19 protein-coding genes are annotated in these 16,727 nt (G+C 41.9%); 11 read left to right on the plus strand and 8 right to left on the minus strand.

The window, feature by feature from the left end:
- Positions 1 to 19: 19 nt before the first annotated feature.
- Genes LF817_RS05980 through LF817_RS06005 form a run of 6 tightly spaced genes read right to left on the minus strand, consistent with a single transcriptional unit; the run spans position 20 to position 3,117 of the window.
- Positions 20 to 247 (minus strand): sulfurtransferase TusA family protein, encoded by a 228-nt coding sequence (locus LF817_RS05980; RefSeq protein WP_253934873.1) that lies wholly within the window; start codon positions 245 to 247, stop codon positions 20 to 22.
- 28 nt (positions 248 to 275) lie between these two features.
- On the minus strand, positions 276 to 1,403 hold the full coding sequence (locus LF817_RS05985; RefSeq protein ID WP_253934874.1) for an MBL fold metallo-hydrolase: 1,128 nt from the start codon (positions 1,401 to 1,403) through the stop codon (positions 276 to 278).
- A gap of 41 nt (positions 1,404 to 1,444) precedes the next feature.
- Positions 1,445 to 2,005, minus strand: coding sequence for a sulfurtransferase TusA family protein (locus LF817_RS05990; protein WP_253934875.1), 561 nt, complete (start codon positions 2,003 to 2,005; stop codon positions 1,445 to 1,447).
- A 16-nt stretch (positions 2,006 to 2,021) separates the two neighbouring features.
- Positions 2,022 to 2,309 carry a rhodanese-like domain-containing protein gene (locus LF817_RS05995; protein ID WP_253934876.1) on the minus strand — a complete coding sequence of 96 codons (288 nt, stop codon included), beginning with the start codon at positions 2,307 to 2,309 and terminating at the stop codon, positions 2,022 to 2,024.
- Positions 2,310 to 2,324: 15 nt separating this feature from the next.
- Entirely contained in the window at positions 2,325 to 2,804 is a 480-nt protein-coding gene (locus LF817_RS06000; RefSeq protein ID WP_253934877.1) for a DsrE/DsrF/DrsH-like family protein, read from the minus strand.
- 55 nt (positions 2,805 to 2,859) lie between these two features.
- Complete coding sequence (locus tag LF817_RS06005) at positions 2,860 to 3,117, minus strand: metal-sensitive transcriptional regulator (RefSeq protein ID WP_253934878.1); 258 nt, start codon at positions 3,115 to 3,117, stop codon at positions 2,860 to 2,862.
- 134 nt (positions 3,118 to 3,251) lie between these two features.
- On the opposite strand from LF817_RS06005, the gene LF817_RS06010 reads away from it, so the two are divergent.
- The gene (locus LF817_RS06010; RefSeq protein ID WP_253934879.1) at positions 3,252 to 3,974 is read left to right on the plus strand and encodes a DUF421 domain-containing protein; all 723 of its coding nucleotides are present in this window, start codon (positions 3,252 to 3,254) and stop codon (positions 3,972 to 3,974) included.
- Between the two features lie 45 nt (positions 3,975 to 4,019).
- Here LF817_RS06010 and LF817_RS06015 read toward each other — a convergent pair whose 3' ends face one another.
- Positions 4,020 to 4,403, minus strand: a complete 384-nt coding sequence (locus LF817_RS06015; protein ID WP_253934880.1) for a DUF302 domain-containing protein — start codon at positions 4,401 to 4,403, stop codon at positions 4,020 to 4,022.
- A 253-nt stretch (positions 4,404 to 4,656) separates the two neighbouring features.
- Here LF817_RS06015 and LF817_RS06020 point away from each other — a divergent pair, with 253 nt between their 5' ends.
- From LF817_RS06020 to LF817_RS06040, 5 genes are all read left to right on the plus strand, one after another.
- The gene (locus LF817_RS06020; RefSeq protein WP_253934881.1) at positions 4,657 to 5,394 is read left to right on the plus strand and encodes a Cof-type HAD-IIB family hydrolase; all 738 of its coding nucleotides are present in this window, start codon (positions 4,657 to 4,659) and stop codon (positions 5,392 to 5,394) included.
- 246 nt (positions 5,395 to 5,640) lie between these two features.
- The gene (locus LF817_RS06025; RefSeq protein WP_253934882.1) at positions 5,641 to 6,789 is read left to right on the plus strand and encodes an acyl-CoA dehydrogenase family protein; all 1,149 of its coding nucleotides are present in this window, start codon (positions 5,641 to 5,643) and stop codon (positions 6,787 to 6,789) included.
- 25 nt (positions 6,790 to 6,814) lie between these two features.
- The gene (locus LF817_RS06030) at positions 6,815 to 7,969 is read left to right on the plus strand and encodes a thiolase family protein (RefSeq protein WP_253934883.1); all 1,155 of its coding nucleotides are present in this window, start codon (positions 6,815 to 6,817) and stop codon (positions 7,967 to 7,969) included.
- Between the two features lie 3 nt (positions 7,970 to 7,972).
- On the plus strand, positions 7,973 to 8,740 hold the full coding sequence (locus tag LF817_RS06035) for a 3-hydroxyacyl-CoA dehydrogenase (RefSeq protein WP_253934884.1): 768 nt from the start codon (positions 7,973 to 7,975) through the stop codon (positions 8,738 to 8,740).
- 57 nt (positions 8,741 to 8,797) lie between these two features.
- Positions 8,798 to 10,327, plus strand: a complete 1,530-nt coding sequence (locus LF817_RS06040) for a fatty acid--CoA ligase (protein WP_256558212.1) — start codon at positions 8,798 to 8,800, stop codon at positions 10,325 to 10,327.
- A gap of 46 nt (positions 10,328 to 10,373) precedes the next feature.
- Here LF817_RS06040 and ligD read toward each other — a convergent pair whose 3' ends face one another.
- On the minus strand, positions 10,374 to 12,140 hold the full coding sequence (gene ligD / locus LF817_RS06045; RefSeq protein ID WP_253934886.1) for a DNA ligase D: 1,767 nt from the start codon (positions 12,138 to 12,140) through the stop codon (positions 10,374 to 10,376).
- A 101-nt stretch (positions 12,141 to 12,241) separates the two neighbouring features.
- Between ligD and ku the strand changes: the two genes are divergently transcribed.
- The 5 genes from ku (at position 12,242) to LF817_RS06070 (ending at position 16,703) form a co-directional block, all read left to right on the plus strand.
- Complete coding sequence (gene ku / locus LF817_RS06050) at positions 12,242 to 13,087, plus strand: non-homologous end joining protein Ku (protein WP_253934887.1); 846 nt, start codon at positions 12,242 to 12,244, stop codon at positions 13,085 to 13,087.
- A 98-nt stretch (positions 13,088 to 13,185) separates the two neighbouring features.
- On the plus strand, positions 13,186 to 13,365 hold the full coding sequence (locus LF817_RS06055; protein ID WP_253934888.1) for a hypothetical protein: 180 nt from the start codon (positions 13,186 to 13,188) through the stop codon (positions 13,363 to 13,365).
- Positions 13,358 to 13,951 (plus strand): Fic/DOC family protein, encoded by a 594-nt coding sequence (locus LF817_RS06060; RefSeq protein ID WP_253934889.1) that lies wholly within the window; start codon positions 13,358 to 13,360, stop codon positions 13,949 to 13,951. The genes LF817_RS06055 and LF817_RS06060 overlap by 8 nt, the downstream gene beginning before the upstream one ends.
- 82 nt (positions 13,952 to 14,033) lie before the next feature.
- Positions 14,034 to 14,993, plus strand: coding sequence for a threonine/serine dehydratase (locus LF817_RS06065; RefSeq protein WP_253934890.1), 960 nt, complete (start codon positions 14,034 to 14,036; stop codon positions 14,991 to 14,993).
- A 24-nt stretch (positions 14,994 to 15,017) separates the two neighbouring features.
- Positions 15,018 to 16,703 carry a PucR family transcriptional regulator gene (locus tag LF817_RS06070; RefSeq protein WP_253934891.1) on the plus strand — a complete coding sequence of 562 codons (1,686 nt, stop codon included), beginning with the start codon at positions 15,018 to 15,020 and terminating at the stop codon, positions 16,701 to 16,703.
- The last annotated feature ends 24 nt before the right edge of the window (positions 16,704 to 16,727 follow it).

Raw genomic sequence — 16,727 nt, forward strand, 5'->3', positions numbered from 1 at the left:
CCTAGGCTCCCTTAAATTTTCACCCTTTTTGTAACCAAAATTTCAGTACATCATCTTCTTCCTCGTCTTTTAAGAGCTCATGGCCTCCAGATTTCGCCCATGCGGCAAGGTCACTTTTCGCTCCTTTATCTGTTGCGTGGATTTCTAAAATGTCTCCTGTTTCAAGTTCTTTCATTTCTTTTTTTGTTTTCACAATCGGCATTGGACAAGCTAATCCCTTTGCATCTAATACTTTAGTTGAATTCATTTATAATTCCTCCAATAATTTTAGTCTTTTATCTTACTGCACATCGATTTGGACCAATTTCCATCTCTCGCTGATCCTCGTCTGAAGGATTGATTTTACCCATGTTCATTTCACGAATTTCTTGATAAGCATTAGGTTGCGGCGGAAGGTTTTCCGTCACCATCTTCCGAAATTCCTCTTCGTTCTCAATGTTAAGACCATGGTTGTTTTTAAATAAGGTGTCCAGCCTTTCAGAAACTGTGCCGTCGTCATTTAATTCATCTATAGTCATGAAGTGTGCAGGCAGGACAATAAGTTCGTCAGAGAGCTCTTTATATCGCGTATAAAGCGTGTCCCGTAAATCCTGTACCCAGTCTTCAGCTTTACCAGCTAAGTCTGGACGTCCAATCGAATCGATGAATAGAATATCTCCAGACAGAAGGTACTGTTCATCAATGACAAATGAAGTAGAGCCGATCGTGTGCCCTGGAGAGTAAAGAGCATGGATCGTAATCTTTGTGTCCCCAACTTTTACGATCTCTTGATCTTCTAGTGGCGCGTAATCAAATGTAACTTCATCAGCATCCTTTGGAGGGAGCCAATACGTAGCTCCTGTTTGTGCAGCAAGTTTGCGTCCTCCTGAAATGTGATCAGCATGCAGGTGAGTATCGAATATATGAACGACCTTAGCACCTTTATTTTCAGCAAACGCTACATAGGCGTCCGTCATTCGAGTCGCATCGATAATAGCTGCTTCGCTATTAGAAATCACCATGTAGGAGAGGCAGCCTTTCCCGATGCGTACGAATTGATAAAGTTCGCCGCCATCATTTAAGTCTGCTACTTTAACAGGTTGAAGATATTCACTCCATGCTTTCATTCCACCTTGTAAATAAGAAACATCTCTTCCTTCTTCGGAAAGCATGTCAGCAACCATAATTGAGGACCCTTCTTTTGCACAAACCACAAGGATGTCTTGATCAGAAGGCAGTTGGTCTAAAATTTCTTCTACTCCATCCAATAAGTCGAAATAAGGAATATTAAGATATGTGATGCCTTTCCCTTCAATTTTCCAATCTTGAAAGGCATCTTCATTTCGCACGTCCAAAATAAATAGTTGATCATTGTTTAAGATTTTTTCAGTAACTTCTTGAGCTGTCATTGGATTAACAGTCATATCTATAATTACCCCCTAAGGTATTAATTTTTTTAAAAAAATTACTTGGATTTTTTAGTTTCTCCCGACCATTCACTCATACCTGGAACGACATTGTAGACATGGTCAAAACCTCTAGCTGCTAACTTTTGAGATGCCATGTCACTACGGTTGCCTGTGCGGCACACTACATAGATATTCTTCGTATCATCGATTTCACCCATACGCTCATCTAAATCGCTTAATGGAATGGATATAGCGCCTGGAATATGACCAAATGCATATTCTGCGGATTCGCGTACATCTAAAATAACCGCATTTTCATCTAAAGATTCTATTGATTCGTTATCCACAACATTCGGATGCTGCTTCTCCTGGGTGTCTTCATCGCTTGATTTGCGAATATAATGGCTCAAAACATCATGATCTTCTGTAGTACCGAGGTATTGATTTCCAGTCTTCTCAGCCCAAGCTTTCATGTCGGCTGTCGAGCCTTTATCCGTTGCTTCAATTTTAATCACTTGGCCAGACGCTAATTCTTTTATCGCTTTCTTCGCTTTGACTATAGGCATCGGGCAAGCAAGACCTTTCGCATCAAGAGTTTGATCTGTTTTAATATTCATATATAATCCCCCTCAGTTATTTAGTTTCACCTTCATAATTCATCATTCCGCCATGCATATTTGTTACATTAAAACCTTGATCTTCAAGGAATTGAGCAGCTTGACCACTGCGTCCGCCAGAGCGGCAAACCATAACGTAACCTTTAGATTTATCAAGTTCATTCATGCGGAATTCAATGAGTCCGAGTGGTATATTTACGGCGCCAGGTATTTTCCCGGCAGCTACTTCATCCGTTTCTCGAACATCAATAATATTTAGATCTTCATACTGTTTTTCTACTTCTTTTGCAGACATCGTTTTCATGATTTTTCCTCCTTTTTAAATAAACAGGTTAACGTTACCGTCTTCAGCATTACCTAAATAAGCAGCAACCCCTGCGTATTCGATTTCTTCCAGCAATTCTTCTTTTCTTAGTCCTAGTAAGTCCATAGTCATTGTACAAGCCACAAGATTCACTTCTTGTTCCTGCGCCATATCAATTAGTTCTGGCAAAGGCATAGCGTTGTGCTTCTTCATAACGTCTTTAATCATTTTTGGGCCAAAACCGGCATAGTTCATTTTAGAAAGCCCCATTTTATCGGCCCCTCTAGGCATCATTTTTCCGAACATTTTCTCCATGAAGTTTTTCTTTATTGCCACATGGCCATCTTTACGAAGAGCGTTTAATCCCCAGAAAGTATGGAAAATTGTTACCTCATGGTCGTAGGCCGCTGCTCCATTTGCGATGATGTAAGCCGCCATGGCCTTATCGTAGTCCCCGCTGAATAAAATAATGTTTGTCTTTTTTGTTTCTGACATATTCACCCTCCTAATATACTTATACACCTATGGGTATATTTTGTTGTAAAAAAATTTATCTGCTTTTTACTAATAACTGAACAGCTTCGTTGATCGTTTCTTCTTTAGATTCTTCATCTTGTGCATCCTGAATGCATTCGACGAGGTTGGAACTGACAACTACGCCTATCGTACGGTCCAGTCCGCTGCGGGCTGCTGAAAGTTGTGTAATGACGTCTTTGCAGTCTTTACCTTCTTCCATCATTTTTAAAACTCCGCGCAGCTGCCCTTCCATACGCTTCACTCTGTTTTTTACAGAGTTATTGTATTCCATATCGAGACCCTCCCTTATTGGAGTTTGAAATTAATAATTTATAAATAGTACATGACCAATAATATACCCTGGTAGGTATATTGTCAATAGTTAAAATTTTATTTTTGGAAAGGCTAGAAAAGAGGTGTTGCTAAATGGAAATTGTAATGGATAGTGTGAAAGTGATAGGAAGAATTGTTACAATCCTGCCATTACTGCTAGTTGTCGGTCTTTATATGGGGAAGCGTTCAATAGGTGAACTTCCTGTTTTTGATTTTTTAGTCGTATTAGTTTTAGGTTCAGTGGTAGGAGCGGATATAGCTGACCCAAACATCGATCATATTCACACCGTAGTAGCCATGATTGTCATCGCTCTTCTGCATCAATTCATTATATTTATCAAATTGAATAATAAAAGGTTAGGTAAGCTGCTCACCTTTGAACCTACGGTCGTTATATACGATGGTAAATTCCTTGTTAAAAATATGAAGAAAGTTCATTATGCCATTGATAACATTATGCAGATGCTTCGAGAGAAGAACGTGTTCTCCGTGCAAGATGTAGAAATTGCTATAGTAGAAGCGAACGGGCGATTATCCGTAAAACTAAAAGGAGCAAAAGAATGGGCAGCGAAAGAAGATGTAGGAGCTGTAGTAAGTGCTGCGGAATACGATGTTCCAGTGATTCTTGATGGAGAACTGCAACGCCCTATGTTACAAAGGTTGAATAAAAATGAGGAATGGATAAAAGGGAAATTATTGAAAAATAACATTACCGATGTGAAAGAAGTGTTTTATGGGGCACTTACCCCGTCCGGTACATTTGTTTACTCATTAAAGAATGAAGGGGATACTTCTATTCCTCCTATGGAACATTAAAAAGAGAAGCATTCCTTAAAACGGGAAGCTTCTCTTTCTTTTAAGCTATACGCTTTGATCCATACAACTGATCAGACGTTTTTCGATATCTGCAGCAAGAGATTCAATGGTTTCATCATTTACCATGCTGATGAGGGCTGTGGGTCTCGGCATCCCTATTTTAGTTGTACCTTCATCGTCATAAACAACCATTTTACATGGCAAAAAATATCCAGCCATCTGATTTTCAGTTAAAACCCTTTGTGCTTCTTTTGGGTTACATACTTCTAACACCTTATATTCTTTTTCGAAATCGAGCCCTTTTTCTTGGAGTTTGTCTTTAATATCGAATGTCCAGAGTACGCCAAACTGTTGGTCTTTTAAACTAGCTTCCAAACTTTCAACTGCTTCGTTGACGTTTTTATTTGTGGAAACGGTGTAATCAAACATTCTTAGCCTCCTATTTTTTATTCAGTTGTAATATACCCTGCTATGTATTGGTTTAATCTGATTACTTTGTAAATTTAACCAGTAAATACATCAGTACGGGAAATTTAGTGGAAGGCTGCCTCCTGCCTGTAGTTTAAAAGTCCATTTAATGGAGTGATTTTTGTAGAAAAGGTAAAAAGTTAAACCGTTAACCTGTATCATTTCATTCATTTGTATTAGAATAAGGGGAGCAAAAGAGAGGACGTGAACATCCATGAAAAAAGATATTAAATTAATCGCACTAGATATGGACGGTACATTATTGAATTCTGGGGAGACCGTCTCAGAAGCTAACTATAAAGCTATAAAAAAAGCAAAAGATCAAGGCATCCATGTCGTTCTAAGTACAGGACGCTCTTTGGAAAGGTGTCAGGAGATCGCTGAATCTCTCGGCCGCTCTTCTTACATTGTAACGATCAATGGGGGAGAGATTTATAATGATAAATTCGAGCTTGTCGATCAAACGGTACTCGATGCTTCTCTTGTTGAACGTTTATGGGAGCTTAGGGAACAACATGACGTCCACTACTGGTCAACAACAGTGCAGGGGCAGTTCAACAGCTCGGAAAATTTTGAAAAAGAAATCAACGAGTATGACTGGCTGAAATTCGGTTTTGATATACAAGATGATGAAATTAGGAAAGTAGTGTTAGATGAATTACAAAACAATGAGGCGTTGGAGATTTCCAACTCGAGTCCTACTAATATTGAAGTCAACCCTGCAGGGGTCAATAAAGCAGCTGCTCTCCTTAAAGTATGTGAAAGGTTGGACATTGTAATGGAAAACGTGATGGCTGTAGGTGACAGCTTAAATGATATGGCCATGATCAAGGAAGCAGGTATAGGCGTAGCCATGGGGAATGCTCAGGAAGATGTTAAAAATGAGGCTGCATGGGTAACATCTACAAATGATGAAGATGGAGTCGCTGAAGCTATTGAGCGTATTTTATAGTTTTTAATGAAAAGGTAGCATATAAGTGGGGACCTGACCATAAATTAGTAACACCCTACCTAAAGTCTCCTCCTATACAAAAAGCACGGTTCCTTATTTCTAAGGGATCGTGTTTTTTTTGCGTTAAAATTTGAAAACGCTTACTACGTGAGAAGGATTTTCAAATTTAAAACCGAATACAGTAAAGGAGACATATTTTTCAAAATCATTATTTCGGAAAGCTTCTGTAAAACAAGGGAGGATTTTATGAAGGCGTCCTATCTTAAGGAAGAGCACGATATTTTAAGGAATTCTATAAAGAGATTTTTAGAAAAAGAAGCGTACCCTTACTTTCAGGAGTGGGAAGAGAAGCAGATGATTCCGAGATCATTTTGGAAGAAGATGGGGGAGCAGGGCTTTCTGTGTCCATGGCTGGATGAAAAGTACGGCGGGTATGAAGCGGATTTTGGGTATTCGGTAGTCATCAATGAAGAGCTCGAAAAAGTAGGAACAGGACTTATAGGAATAGGGCTTCACAACGATATAGTTGTCCCTTACCTTTATCACTATGGGACAGAAGCGCAAAAAAATAAGTGGCTGGCAAAATGCGCGAGCGGCGACATTATTACAGCCATTGCTATGACAGAGCCCGGGGCAGGTTCTGATTTGGCCAGTATTCGAACGAGTGCCCAATTAAGCGATGATAATTATCTAGTGAATGGTGAAAAAACGTTCATTACGAATGGGATCCACGCTGACTTGATTGTAATTGTATGTAAGACCGACTCAAAAATTTCTCCTCCTTACCGGGGAATAAGCCTGCTTGTAGTAGAACGGGACACAGGTGGATTTTCACGGGGGAAACAATTGAATAAATTAGGCTTACATAGCCAGGATACCGCCGAACTGATATTTCAGGATGCAAAGGTTCCAAGAGACAATCTTCTTGGGAAACCAGGGGAGGGTTTCTATTATTTAATGGATCAACTCCAGCAAGAGTGTTTGATTGTCGCAATCGGGGGTATTTCAGCCAGCGAACGTATGCTTGAGATCACTGTCAATTACGTGAAACAGCGAAAAGCATTCGGCCAATCCATCGCTTCGTTTCAAAACACCCAGTTCACTCTCGCAGAATTGCAGACAGAAGTGGAAATTGGACGAACATTTTTAGATAGGACCATTGAAGCCCATATGAATGGGGAGGACGTCGTCCAAGAGGTTTCTATGGCTAAATGGTGGATCACCGAACTTGTGAAAAAGGTAGCTGCTGCCTGCATGCACTTGCATGGCGGGTACGGGTATATGGAAGAGTATGAGATTGCCAGAAGATATCGTGATGCTCCTGTAACTGCCATTTACGCAGGGTCCAATGAAATTATGAAATCCATTATTGCTAAGAAAATGGGACTGCATTAAGTCAATTTATGTGGAGGTATATGTTATGAATGAAGTTGTCATTGTGGAAGCTGTCCGAACACCTGTCGGAAAAAGAAACGGACTTTTAAGTGAAATCAGACCAGACGAGCTGCTCGCTAAGGTACTGAGGGAAGTCGTAGACCGCATTTCCCTAGACCCGAAGGAAGTGGAGGATGTTATAGCCGGCTGTGTTTCTCAAGTGGGGGAACAAGCCGGGGATGTAGCTCGTATTGCGTCATTAATTGCAGGATATCCAAAAGAGGTGCCAGGCGTTACTATAGATCGTCAATGTGGATCGAGCCAGCAGGCGGTTCACTTTGCGTCTCAAGCTATTGCAAGCGGTGATATGGATGTTGTGGTTGCTTGCGGTGTGGAAAGTATGTCCAGGGTTCCTATGTTTTCGAATATGAAGGGTACAAAGTATAGTGATAGACTAACCGATCGTTTTGAGATCATCAATCAAGGTCTGTCTGCAGAAAAGATGGCAGATCACTGGAAATTAAGCAGGCGCGAGTTGGATGAATATGCGGCCGCCAGTCATGAAAAAGCGTTGAGAGCGATAGAAGAGGAACGATTTGACCGGGAAATTATGCACGTTGAGGCGAAAGACAAGCAAGGTTTACCTATCATGATGAAAGTGGATGAAGGTCCAAGGAAAGGTTCTACGGTAGAAACTCTCGCTGAATTAAAGTCTGTTTTCGAAGAACAAGGGGTCATAACCGCAGGGAATGCCAGCCAAATAAGTGATGGCGCTTCTGCCGTATTATTAATGTCGCGGCAGAAAGCGGAAGCTCTTGGTCTTAAGCCTCGATTCCGTATCGTTTCCCGCGCAGTTGTAGGTTCTGATCCGACGTTTATGTTGACAGGGCCGATCCCGGCCACTCAAAAAGTGTTGCAAAAAGCCGGGCTAAGCATTGATGATATCGATTTGTATGAAGTGAATGAAGCATTTGCTCCAGTGCCTTTGTGCTGGTTGAAAGAGACAGGGGCGGACCCTGATAAATTGAATGTGAATGGTGGAGCTATCGCTTTAGGCCACCCATTAGGTGCCACAGGTACAAAATTACTGACGACGCTGATCCATGAATTAGAACGCTCCAAGGCCCGGTATGGACTGCAGGCGGTCTGTGAGGGGATGGGCATGGCAAATGCCACGATCATAGAAAGACTGGAGGAGTAAGGGATGCAAGTGAATGAGCTGACCGCTGTAGTGACAGGGGGAGCTTCAGGTTTAGGAGAAGCAACTGTGCGAAGGATTGCTGCCCATGGAGGAAGAGCGATCATTGCAGATCAAAATGCTGCTAAAGGACAAGCTCTAGCGGATGAATTGGGATCTTCTGCTGTTTTCTGTGAAGTTGATGTGACGTCAGAAGAACAAGTAAAGAAAATGATCAGTTTCTCAGTCCAACAATTTGGAACAATTAACGGTCTTGTTAATTGTGCGGGAATCGTGATTGCAGAGAAGGTTTCCGGCAAAGAAGGCGCCCATAAACTGGGTTCTTTTCAAAAGGTGATTGAAGTGAATCTAATCGGCACCTTCAACATGATTCGATTGATCACTGAACATATGCAGGAAAATGTCCCTAACGAAGAAGGTGAACGAGGCATCATTATTAATACGGCATCCATTGCGGCTTTTGAAGGTCAGATCGGCCAGGCTGCTTACAGCGCTTCTAAAGGAGGCGTAGCTGGGATGACTCTTCCTATTTCGCGGGAGCTTGCGCGTTACGGCATTAGAGTGATGACGATTGCACCAGGGCTATTTGAAACTCCGATGTTCGAAGTTCTTCCTGACTCTGCAAAAGAGGCACTCAGTCAGATGACACCATTTCCGAAGCGTCTAGGAAAACCGGATGAATATGGAAGGTTAGTTTTAAGTATCGTTGAAAATCCCATGATGAACGGGGAGGTGGTTCGACTCGACGGAGCCATAAGGTTACAGCCAAGGTAGGGCAGGACGACAATATAAAAAAGGGAGTGGATCAGGGTGGGTCCAACGTTGAAGAGCATGTTCGAGCAGACAGTAGCGAAGTATCCAAATAAAGAAGGTCTTGTGGATTTACGGTTAGGTACAAGGTGGACATATCGGGAGTGGAATGACGAAGTAAATAGAATGGCCAACACTCTTCTAGCTGAAGGGGTGGATAAAGGGGACCGTGTCTCTACTGTCCTTTTTAACACCGCTGAATTCGCCACCACTTTATTTGCATGTATGAAAATCGGTGCCGTTTTCAATCCGATCAACTTTCGACTGACCTCTCAAGAAATCGATTATATTATTAAAGATGCCAGTCCTAAAGTGGTCATCTTCGAAAAAGCTACGGCAGGTTCCTTAGAAGGGGTAGCGTCAGAATCTCCTCATATCGATTTTTGGTCGATTGATGAACCTGATTTGTCTTATGCAAGGCACTACTATCAAATGATTGAAGGATCGGAGACGTCGCGTCCTGACTGTTTGATAGAAGAGGATGATCTTTACGCTATCATGTACACTTCGGGTACAACCGGTACCCCTAAAGGTGTCCTTCATACACATCGTGATATGGTGGATCAAGCCCTAGTGTTAACGGCTACCTTGAGGCTGACACCGCAAGATCGCGGCTTAACGGTTGCTCCTATGTTTCATTGTGCTGAGCTCCATTGTACATTCTTCCCTAGAGTGATGGTTGGAGCAGCCAATGTCATTCTTCATCATTTTGACGCCCCTGCCATGATTGAAACGGTACGTGAAGAACAAATCTCTACTTTATTTGCTGCTCCGACGATGTGGAACATGGTGCTGCAGGAAGACTTTTCTCAAGAAGACTTCTCAACGTTAAGGCAAGGACTTTATGGCGGGGCTCCTATGGCTCCTGCGTTAACCACCCGATTACATGAAGCGCTTGGCGTTCAGTTGCTGCAGGCTTATGGAATGACTGAAATGGGTCCTGCTATTACAGCACTCTTTGAGGATGAACAAATATCCAAAGCGGGGTCTGCAGGGAGAGCGTTGATCAACCATGAGGTGCGGGTTGTCAGAACACAGGAAAACGGACCTTCTGACCCCGATGACGTTTGTGCTCCAGGTGAATTAGGGGAGATCGTGGTGCGGGGACCAAGCACGATGAAGGGATATTATAACCGGCCTGAAGCTACAGAAGAAGTGATGTATAAAGGTTGGTATCACTCTGGTGATATAGGCCACTTTGACGAAGAAGGGTATCTATGGGTGAGCGATCGAGTTAAAGATATGATCATTTCGGGAGGAGAGAATATCTATTCCAGAGAAGTGGAGGATGCTTTGTTCGCCCACCCTTCTGTTGTAGATGCTGCCGTGATCGGAGAACCGGATGAAATGTGGGGAGAAAGAGTGGTCGCCCATATTGTTGCTAAGGAACCCATAACGGCTGAGGAGCTTGAAGAGTATTGCATATCGAGCAGCAGTCTTGCACGGTATAAAAGGCCGAGGAGATACGAATTTGTTGATGAACTGCCGAGAAATGCCAGTGGTAAATTACAAAAGTTTAAACTGAGAGAACAATTTGAACGGCATATCTAAAGTAAATAGAAACGCAGGGCTCTACTTCATATGTAGAGCCCTTTTTCTATAGCTTTTTAATCGTGTTGATCGGCTGAACCTTTCTAACTTCTTGATAATTTTGAAAAGGGCACCCAAGCTTATGGAGCCGTTCAATAACGTTCTTAACGGTAAACATGGAAGGTGTCAGGGGTTCATCTAGTTCGTGCCAGAATAGTGGAGCAGCTACACTGGCTTCTTTCGTAGCCCGTGCAGAATAAGGAGCAATAATCGTTTTTCCTTCTGCATGCTGTACGTAGTCAATGTAGAGACGTCCTCTGCGATTTTTCTTCAAGCGTTCAATGGTGAAGAGTTCGGGTTTTTCTTTAACGAGAAGCAAAGCCAGCTGTTCAGTGAATTTTCGTGTCTCTTTATAGGTCATACTGCCTTCCTCTATAGGAAGGTGAATTTGCAGCCCCTTGTTTCCTGATGTTTTTACAAAACTGTAGACTCCTAGCTCGTCCAACAGATGTTTTAACAATCCGGCGGCTAATATGGCTGTACCAAAACTTTCTTTCTCTGGAGGATCTAAATCAAAAATGATTTCGTCGGGATGATCGGATAAAGTCTTTTGGAAAGGAAGATGAAATTCAAGGGCCCCCTGATTGCCAAGCCATAATAGAGAAGACAGTTGTTCGACTCTCAGACGCATTTCACCTTCGCTCGTCGACTGCCCTTTCACATGGTCTGGTGCATAATCAGGCGCATTCTTTTGAAAAAAAGATTGTTTCTTCATTCCATCAGGGTAGCGTATCACCGTCACGTGCTTATCTTTAAAATATGGAAGCATATAAGCAGCCGCATGACGTAAATAAATAAGATAATCCTTCTTGGTTATACCATTAGGCCATAGTTGTTTGTCGGTATGGGTGTATTCGACATCTTGAGGGAAGAGAGATAAGTCCCAATTCAGCTTATCTGCCGTGCACTCGTTTGGGTTGAGGTCAAAGCGGAAGTTATTGAACTGAGGTTCTCTCAACTCTCCCCTGGAGGCTTCTAAACAATTGATATCCACACAAATGCTTGGCTGTAATCTCCATCCATCCCCTTTCTCTCTAAAAAAAGTGCGTAAAGTTTGGGATTCTTCATCACTCAGCCCGTTTTTAAAACGTCCGAGTACTGTTCTTTTCTCTCCGTCATAAATTTCTGCCTCATAATAATCATTTTCTGGATTGTATTGAGTCAGGAAGCCGGATACTGTCCGCCACTCTTTTATTTTCAGCCACAATCTCGTTCTTTTATTATTCGCATAAGAGCTGTCGGTTCTTTTGGCTACAATACCTTCACCTAAATGGTCAAAGACTAGCCTTTGGACCGATTTCTTATCCTTAAAAGACTCTACATAGTTCAGAGCAGGTGTGCTCAGCTGTTCAATGAACTCTTTAAGGTGTCTTTTCCTGTCCAAATATGGCTGGGATGTTAAGTCACTTTCCCGTTTCAGCATGTCAAAGGCCATAAACACAGCGGGACGACGGGAAGAAAGTTGCTTGATTTTTTCTAGTTTCTTCATACGCCCTCTCGTTTGCAAAAGGGGGAAGTTTGCTTGATAGGCATTATTTAAAATAACAATCTCCCCATCCAATAGGATAGGTTCTTCATTTAACGTACACTTATCTAAAGCGTTTATTATTTCAGGGAATTGCCGAGATAAATCTTTCCCATTTCTACTCCTCAACTCCACTCCGCCTGTTGTCCAGCTAAGGAACGCTCTGAAACCGTCATATTTCACCTCGTACATCCATTCTTCCCCCTCCATGAGGGAAGATGACAAAGTCGGAAGCATTGGCTTGTCCATACATATCACCTGCTTTTCTCCTCATAGTTTAAGCGATACGCAGGGATTTAATCATAAATTTAATGTTCGAGTACATGCTAAATAAAAAGGAGTGTGGATCGATGCATACGATGTGGAAAGGAACGATAAGCTTTGGACTTGTTAATATACCGATCAAGCTCCATGCAGCCACTGAAAATAAGGATATCAAGCTGAGACAGCTGCACGAAGAATGCAAATCTCCGATTGAGTATAAGAAAAGGTGTCCTGTTTGTGATAAAGAAATATCGAACGAAGACATTGTAAAAGCTTATGAATACGCGAAAAACAAATTTGTCGTTCTTGATGCGGAAGATTTGGAGAACTTAAAGAAAGAACAGCAGGATAAGTCGGTTGAAATATTGGATTTTGTCAAATTAGAAGAGATCGATCCGATATACTTCGACCGCAGTTACTTTATGTCGCCTAATGAAGGAGGCACAAAAGCGTATGGACTCCTTCGCCAGGCTTTAAGCGATACAGGAAAGATCGGAATTGCTAAGATCATCATTCGTTCTAAAGAGCAGCTCGCCATTGTCAGGGTGTATGAAAACACGCTTATTATGGAGACGATTCACTTTCCGGATGAGGTTCGTAATGTGGCAGATGTCCCGAATGTGCCAGAGCAAACGACGGACCTGAGTAAAAAAGAGGTGAGCACAGCGATTACTTTGATCGATCAGCTGACGGCCGAATTTGAACCTGAAAAATATACCGATGAATATCGTACAGCTTTAATGGAATTGATTGAAGCGAAACGAAACAATGAAGAAGTGACGACTGCGAAACAGGAAACTACACCTGAAAATGTGACCAATCTGATGGAAGCTTTAGAAAAATCCCTTGAAAGCACAAAAGAATCGAAAAAAATTGCACCAAAACGAAAAACGGCTGCCAAGAAAACAAACCGCAAGAAAAAAACCTCATAAATGCTGTTATGTAGCGTTTTGTCGAACTATATCTCTGTATTTTTGCACCGTTTTGTAGTATAATAATAATAGATCAATTCGGTCGGAGGGTTGTTTAGATGAGCGTTCGTACGGATGAGCAGGCAGAGAGCATGATGGAATCTGCAAAAGCTTCCATGGCTATCGAAGGAATGAATTTGAGTAAGCGGGAAGAAAGCCTCGTCATGAAACGATTGACAGGCTCTATTACACATAAAGAATTTTTGAAGCGGGCTTTGGAATTGGCTCGCCATGCCTAAATCCAGGTATGGCAGCGGATCCTCCCGCTATTGTTATGCAGGAACATCCATTCTTATCAACCATTATGATATTAAGAATGATCGTCAGCTTCAAACGATGGAAACGATTTTGGCAACACAGCGGTTATCAGAGCTTCAAGAGCACCCCGTCAGTGGAGATTTTGATTTGAGGCATCTGCAAAAGATTCATGAATCCATTTTTAAAGATTTATATCCGTTCGCTGGAGAAATAAGAACGGAAAATATCACAAAAGATGGATTTACGTTCGCTCAATCCCAATTTATCCGCCACGCGGCTGGCGAATTATTCGCAAAGCTTTTATCGGAGAACTGGGACCATATGAGTAAGGCTGAATTAGCGGAACGTCTATCGTATTATATGGCTGAAATTAATGTGCTTCACCCTTTTCGGGAAGGTAACGGACGCAGTCTAAGGGAATTTATAAGGTGCATCGCTCTGGAAGCAGGGTATGTGTTGGACTGGGCAGCAGTTCCGAATGAAGAGGTTTTAGCCGCAAGTATAGAATCTGTTCATAGTTGTGAACATTTACAAGATGTCATTCATCGATCACTGCGTGAAAAATAATAATGAGGTCGTACATATAGTACGATCTTTATTTTTATGATATATTATCAGAAAAATCTGAATCTATAAAGGAGGGGGAATTTTGAAGAATAAGTTGTCGTTAAGGGATGTATGGCAAGCCAATAAGCGTATAAGGAATATAGTGGCCAAAACCCCGCTCCTGTATTCTGAGCCCCTCTCAAAGCATACAGGCCGTCACATTTACTTGAAATTAGAAAATTATCAGCCGACGGGTGCTTTTAAATTACGAGGAGCAGCTAATAAAATCTTATCGTTGACACCTGAAGAACAAAGCAAAGGAGTGGCTACCTTTTCTACTGGGAACCACGGCATAGCAGTTGCTTACGTAGCTGAACAGTTGGGGATCAACGCAACCGTTTGTATATCCAACCGGGTTCCTAATGAAAAAGTGAATAGGTTGATGAGACTGGGCGCAAATGTGGAAAAAGTGGGTGAAAATCAGGATGATGCCGAAGCCTTTTGCTATGAGCTGGAAGAATTACAGGGGTTGACCGTCATTAAGCCTTTTGATGATATCCAAGTAATAGCGGGACAGGGTACGATTGGGCTGGAAATCCTTCATGAGCTTCCTGAAGTCGATCAGCTCATTGTTCCTTTGTCTGGAGGAGGACTGCTTTCAGGAATTGCTTTCACCCTTAAAACGATGATGCCTGATATTCATATCCAGGGAATTTCAATGGAGAATTCAGCGGTCATGCATGAAAGCTTGAAGCGAGGTGTTCCAGTTTCCATGAAAGAGTCGGATACACTGGCAGACAGTTTATTGGGAGGATTAGGTCCAAGTAATGAACATACGTTTCAATTGACTAGGCAATACTTGGACGAAAGCTTGCTCGTTTCAGAAGAAACTATAAAAAAAGGAATCCTTTTTATGATGGAGCATCATAAAATGATCATAGAAGGGGCTGCCGCTGCTGGTATCGGAAAGGTGCTTCATAAAAGTGAAGAGGCAGGTGAAAACATAGTGATCGTCGTTAGTGGGAATAATGTCGATCATGACACCATTCGTGAGTTGCTTTAGATTAGATAGTAATGGGGTGGTAGGATGGGAATACATGTTGAGGATGTTTTGCAAATCCCTGTGATGGAGCCTGCAAAAGTATTGACCGGTGAAAAGCATCTGAAAGAAAGAGAAATTGAATGGATTTCAGTCATCGAAACACCGGTGGAAAACTTTGTTCGGAGAAATGAATTCGTATTAAGTACAGGAATCGGGTGTAGTGACGATCCGGAAGCGCTTGAGGGCTATGTGCAAGATGTTATTGATTCAGGGGCGTCAGCGCTGGCATTCGCTACAGGAAGGCATATTTATAAAATTCCCGATCGGATTACGACCCTGGCGTCTAAACACCAATTCGTTCTTCTTGAGATTCCATGGGATGTGAGATTCGGAGATGTCCTTCATGACGTTTTATCGGAAATCAGCAAGAGGAAAAGGGTGGAACAGCAGCGTACAGAAGAAATAAGGCAGGAGCTTATCAATTGTGTGTTGAACGGAAAAGGTCTTCAGGAAATTATGAAGATCGTTTATGAAAATACTACGATCCCTGTAGCAATCAGCGACCATAATAAGCTCGTTCGCGCGAACTATTATTTTGACGGCCATATGATCGACGTGCTGAATGGAGAAGCGGCAGGCGATTATGAGCTCATCACCTCCAGGGAGACGCCGTTTAAGGATCATCCATTATACCATTATATTGAAGAGTACAAGATTGGAGAAGATTCTTGCTATCAGCTGACCATTTTATCAAACTATAAAAAACAAGGCTACCTGTTGTTTAAACCGGAAAGCGACACAGAACTCACATGGTCCAACCTCAACATTCTGGAGCACGCCTTGACTGCTTGTGCCTTATATTTTGTCAAAGAGAATGCTATCGAAATGACTGAAATCCGTTTAAAGGACAATTTCCTTCTCGACCTCGCAAAAACGGATATGGAAATGGATAAACAGCTTCAGTCCAAGGCTCAGTTGCTCGGCTACGATTTGACAAAGCCTTATATATGTCTCGTTGGAGAAATTCGGTTCAAGAAAAAAGTAGATGACCATATTGGAAGTTCCGAGCAGGCCATTATGTCTTCCTCCATGCACAGCCGTAATTACTACATTCAGAAGGAAGTGGCACATGCGGGAGATGTTTTAAAAAGGAGAACGATGGCGACTTTTGAAGATGGTGAAGTGATTGTTTTCTTAGAAGCTGATGACCGACCTTATGTCGAAACAACGAACCAATTTCTCGATCTTGTGGAACGAAGGTTGAATGAATTATTAGCAGGAATTAATATTTCCTGGGGAATATCGATGCATAAGGATGGCATATTTGTATTTCATAAAAGCTATAATGAAGCAGTCACAGCTTATAATATAGGGCGTCAGCAGCATGAAATAGGCGACCGCACTTTCTTCAGCGACACGAGAATGAACCGTTTATTAATTGCTTTGTCCCATGAAAAAGAAATTGAACAAATCGTTAAGAACACTCTCCATAAATTGATAGAATATGATCAAAAGCGACAAACTGACTTGATTAACACGTTCATTGTTTATAATAAATACAACAGCAATGTAAGCCAGACAGCCCGGGCTTTGAATTTACACAGGCAATCGCTGCTCCACAGATTGCGTAATATTGAGCAATTGACAGGACTATCTTTATTGAACGCGGACGACATGTTTTTGCTTGAACTCAGTGTAAGACTCTGGATGCTGAAAAAAGTAGAAGAATAAAGCTCTCCTCAGGCTGTTAGAAAG

The organism is Halobacillus sp. A1 (assembly GCF_024189295.1).
Lineage (GTDB): Bacteria > Bacillota > Bacilli > Bacillales > Halobacillaceae > Halobacillus_A.

Excerpts from the sequence above, each read along its gene's own strand:
- LF817_RS06025 (WP_253934882.1), top strand. The coding sequence starts at position 5,641 with ATGAAGGCGTCCTATCTTAAGGAAGAGCACGATATTTTAAGGAATTCT.
- LF817_RS06010 (WP_253934879.1), top strand. The coding sequence starts at position 3,252 with ATGGAAATTGTAATGGATAGTGTGAAAGTGATAGGAAGAATTGTTACA.
- LF817_RS06005 (WP_253934878.1), bottom strand. The coding sequence starts at position 3,117 with ATGGAATACAATAACTCTGTAAAAAACAGAGTGAAGCGTATGGAAGGG.
- ku (WP_253934887.1), top strand. The coding sequence starts at position 12,242 with ATGCATACGATGTGGAAAGGAACGATAAGCTTTGGACTTGTTAATATA.
- LF817_RS05985 (WP_253934874.1), bottom strand. The coding sequence starts at position 1,403 with ATGACTGTTAATCCAATGACAGCTCAAGAAGTTACTGAAAAAATCTTA.
- LF817_RS06015 (WP_253934880.1), bottom strand. The coding sequence starts at position 4,403 with ATGTTTGATTACACCGTTTCCACAAATAAAAACGTCAACGAAGCAGTT.
- LF817_RS05980 (WP_253934873.1), bottom strand. The coding sequence starts at position 247 with ATGAATTCAACTAAAGTATTAGATGCAAAGGGATTAGCTTGTCCAATG.
- LF817_RS06030 (WP_253934883.1), top strand. The coding sequence starts at position 6,815 with ATGAATGAAGTTGTCATTGTGGAAGCTGTCCGAACACCTGTCGGAAAA.
- LF817_RS05990 (WP_253934875.1), bottom strand. The coding sequence starts at position 2,005 with ATGAATATTAAAACAGATCAAACTCTTGATGCGAAAGGTCTTGCTTGC.
- LF817_RS06070 (WP_253934891.1), top strand. The coding sequence starts at position 15,018 with ATGGGAATACATGTTGAGGATGTTTTGCAAATCCCTGTGATGGAGCCT.
- LF817_RS06020 (WP_253934881.1), top strand. The coding sequence starts at position 4,657 with ATGAAAAAAGATATTAAATTAATCGCACTAGATATGGACGGTACATTA.
- LF817_RS06035 (WP_253934884.1), top strand. The coding sequence starts at position 7,973 with ATGCAAGTGAATGAGCTGACCGCTGTAGTGACAGGGGGAGCTTCAGGT.
- LF817_RS06055 (WP_253934888.1), top strand. The coding sequence starts at position 13,186 with ATGAGCGTTCGTACGGATGAGCAGGCAGAGAGCATGATGGAATCTGCA.
- ligD (WP_253934886.1), bottom strand. The coding sequence starts at position 12,140 with ATGGACAAGCCAATGCTTCCGACTTTGTCATCTTCCCTCATGGAGGGG.
- LF817_RS06000 (WP_253934877.1), bottom strand. The coding sequence starts at position 2,804 with ATGTCAGAAACAAAAAAGACAAACATTATTTTATTCAGCGGGGACTAC.
- LF817_RS06060 (WP_253934889.1), top strand. The coding sequence starts at position 13,358 with ATGCCTAAATCCAGGTATGGCAGCGGATCCTCCCGCTATTGTTATGCA.
- LF817_RS06040 (WP_256558212.1), top strand. The coding sequence starts at position 8,798 with ATGTTCGAGCAGACAGTAGCGAAGTATCCAAATAAAGAAGGTCTTGTG.
- LF817_RS05995 (WP_253934876.1), bottom strand. The coding sequence starts at position 2,309 with ATGAAAACGATGTCTGCAAAAGAAGTAGAAAAACAGTATGAAGATCTA.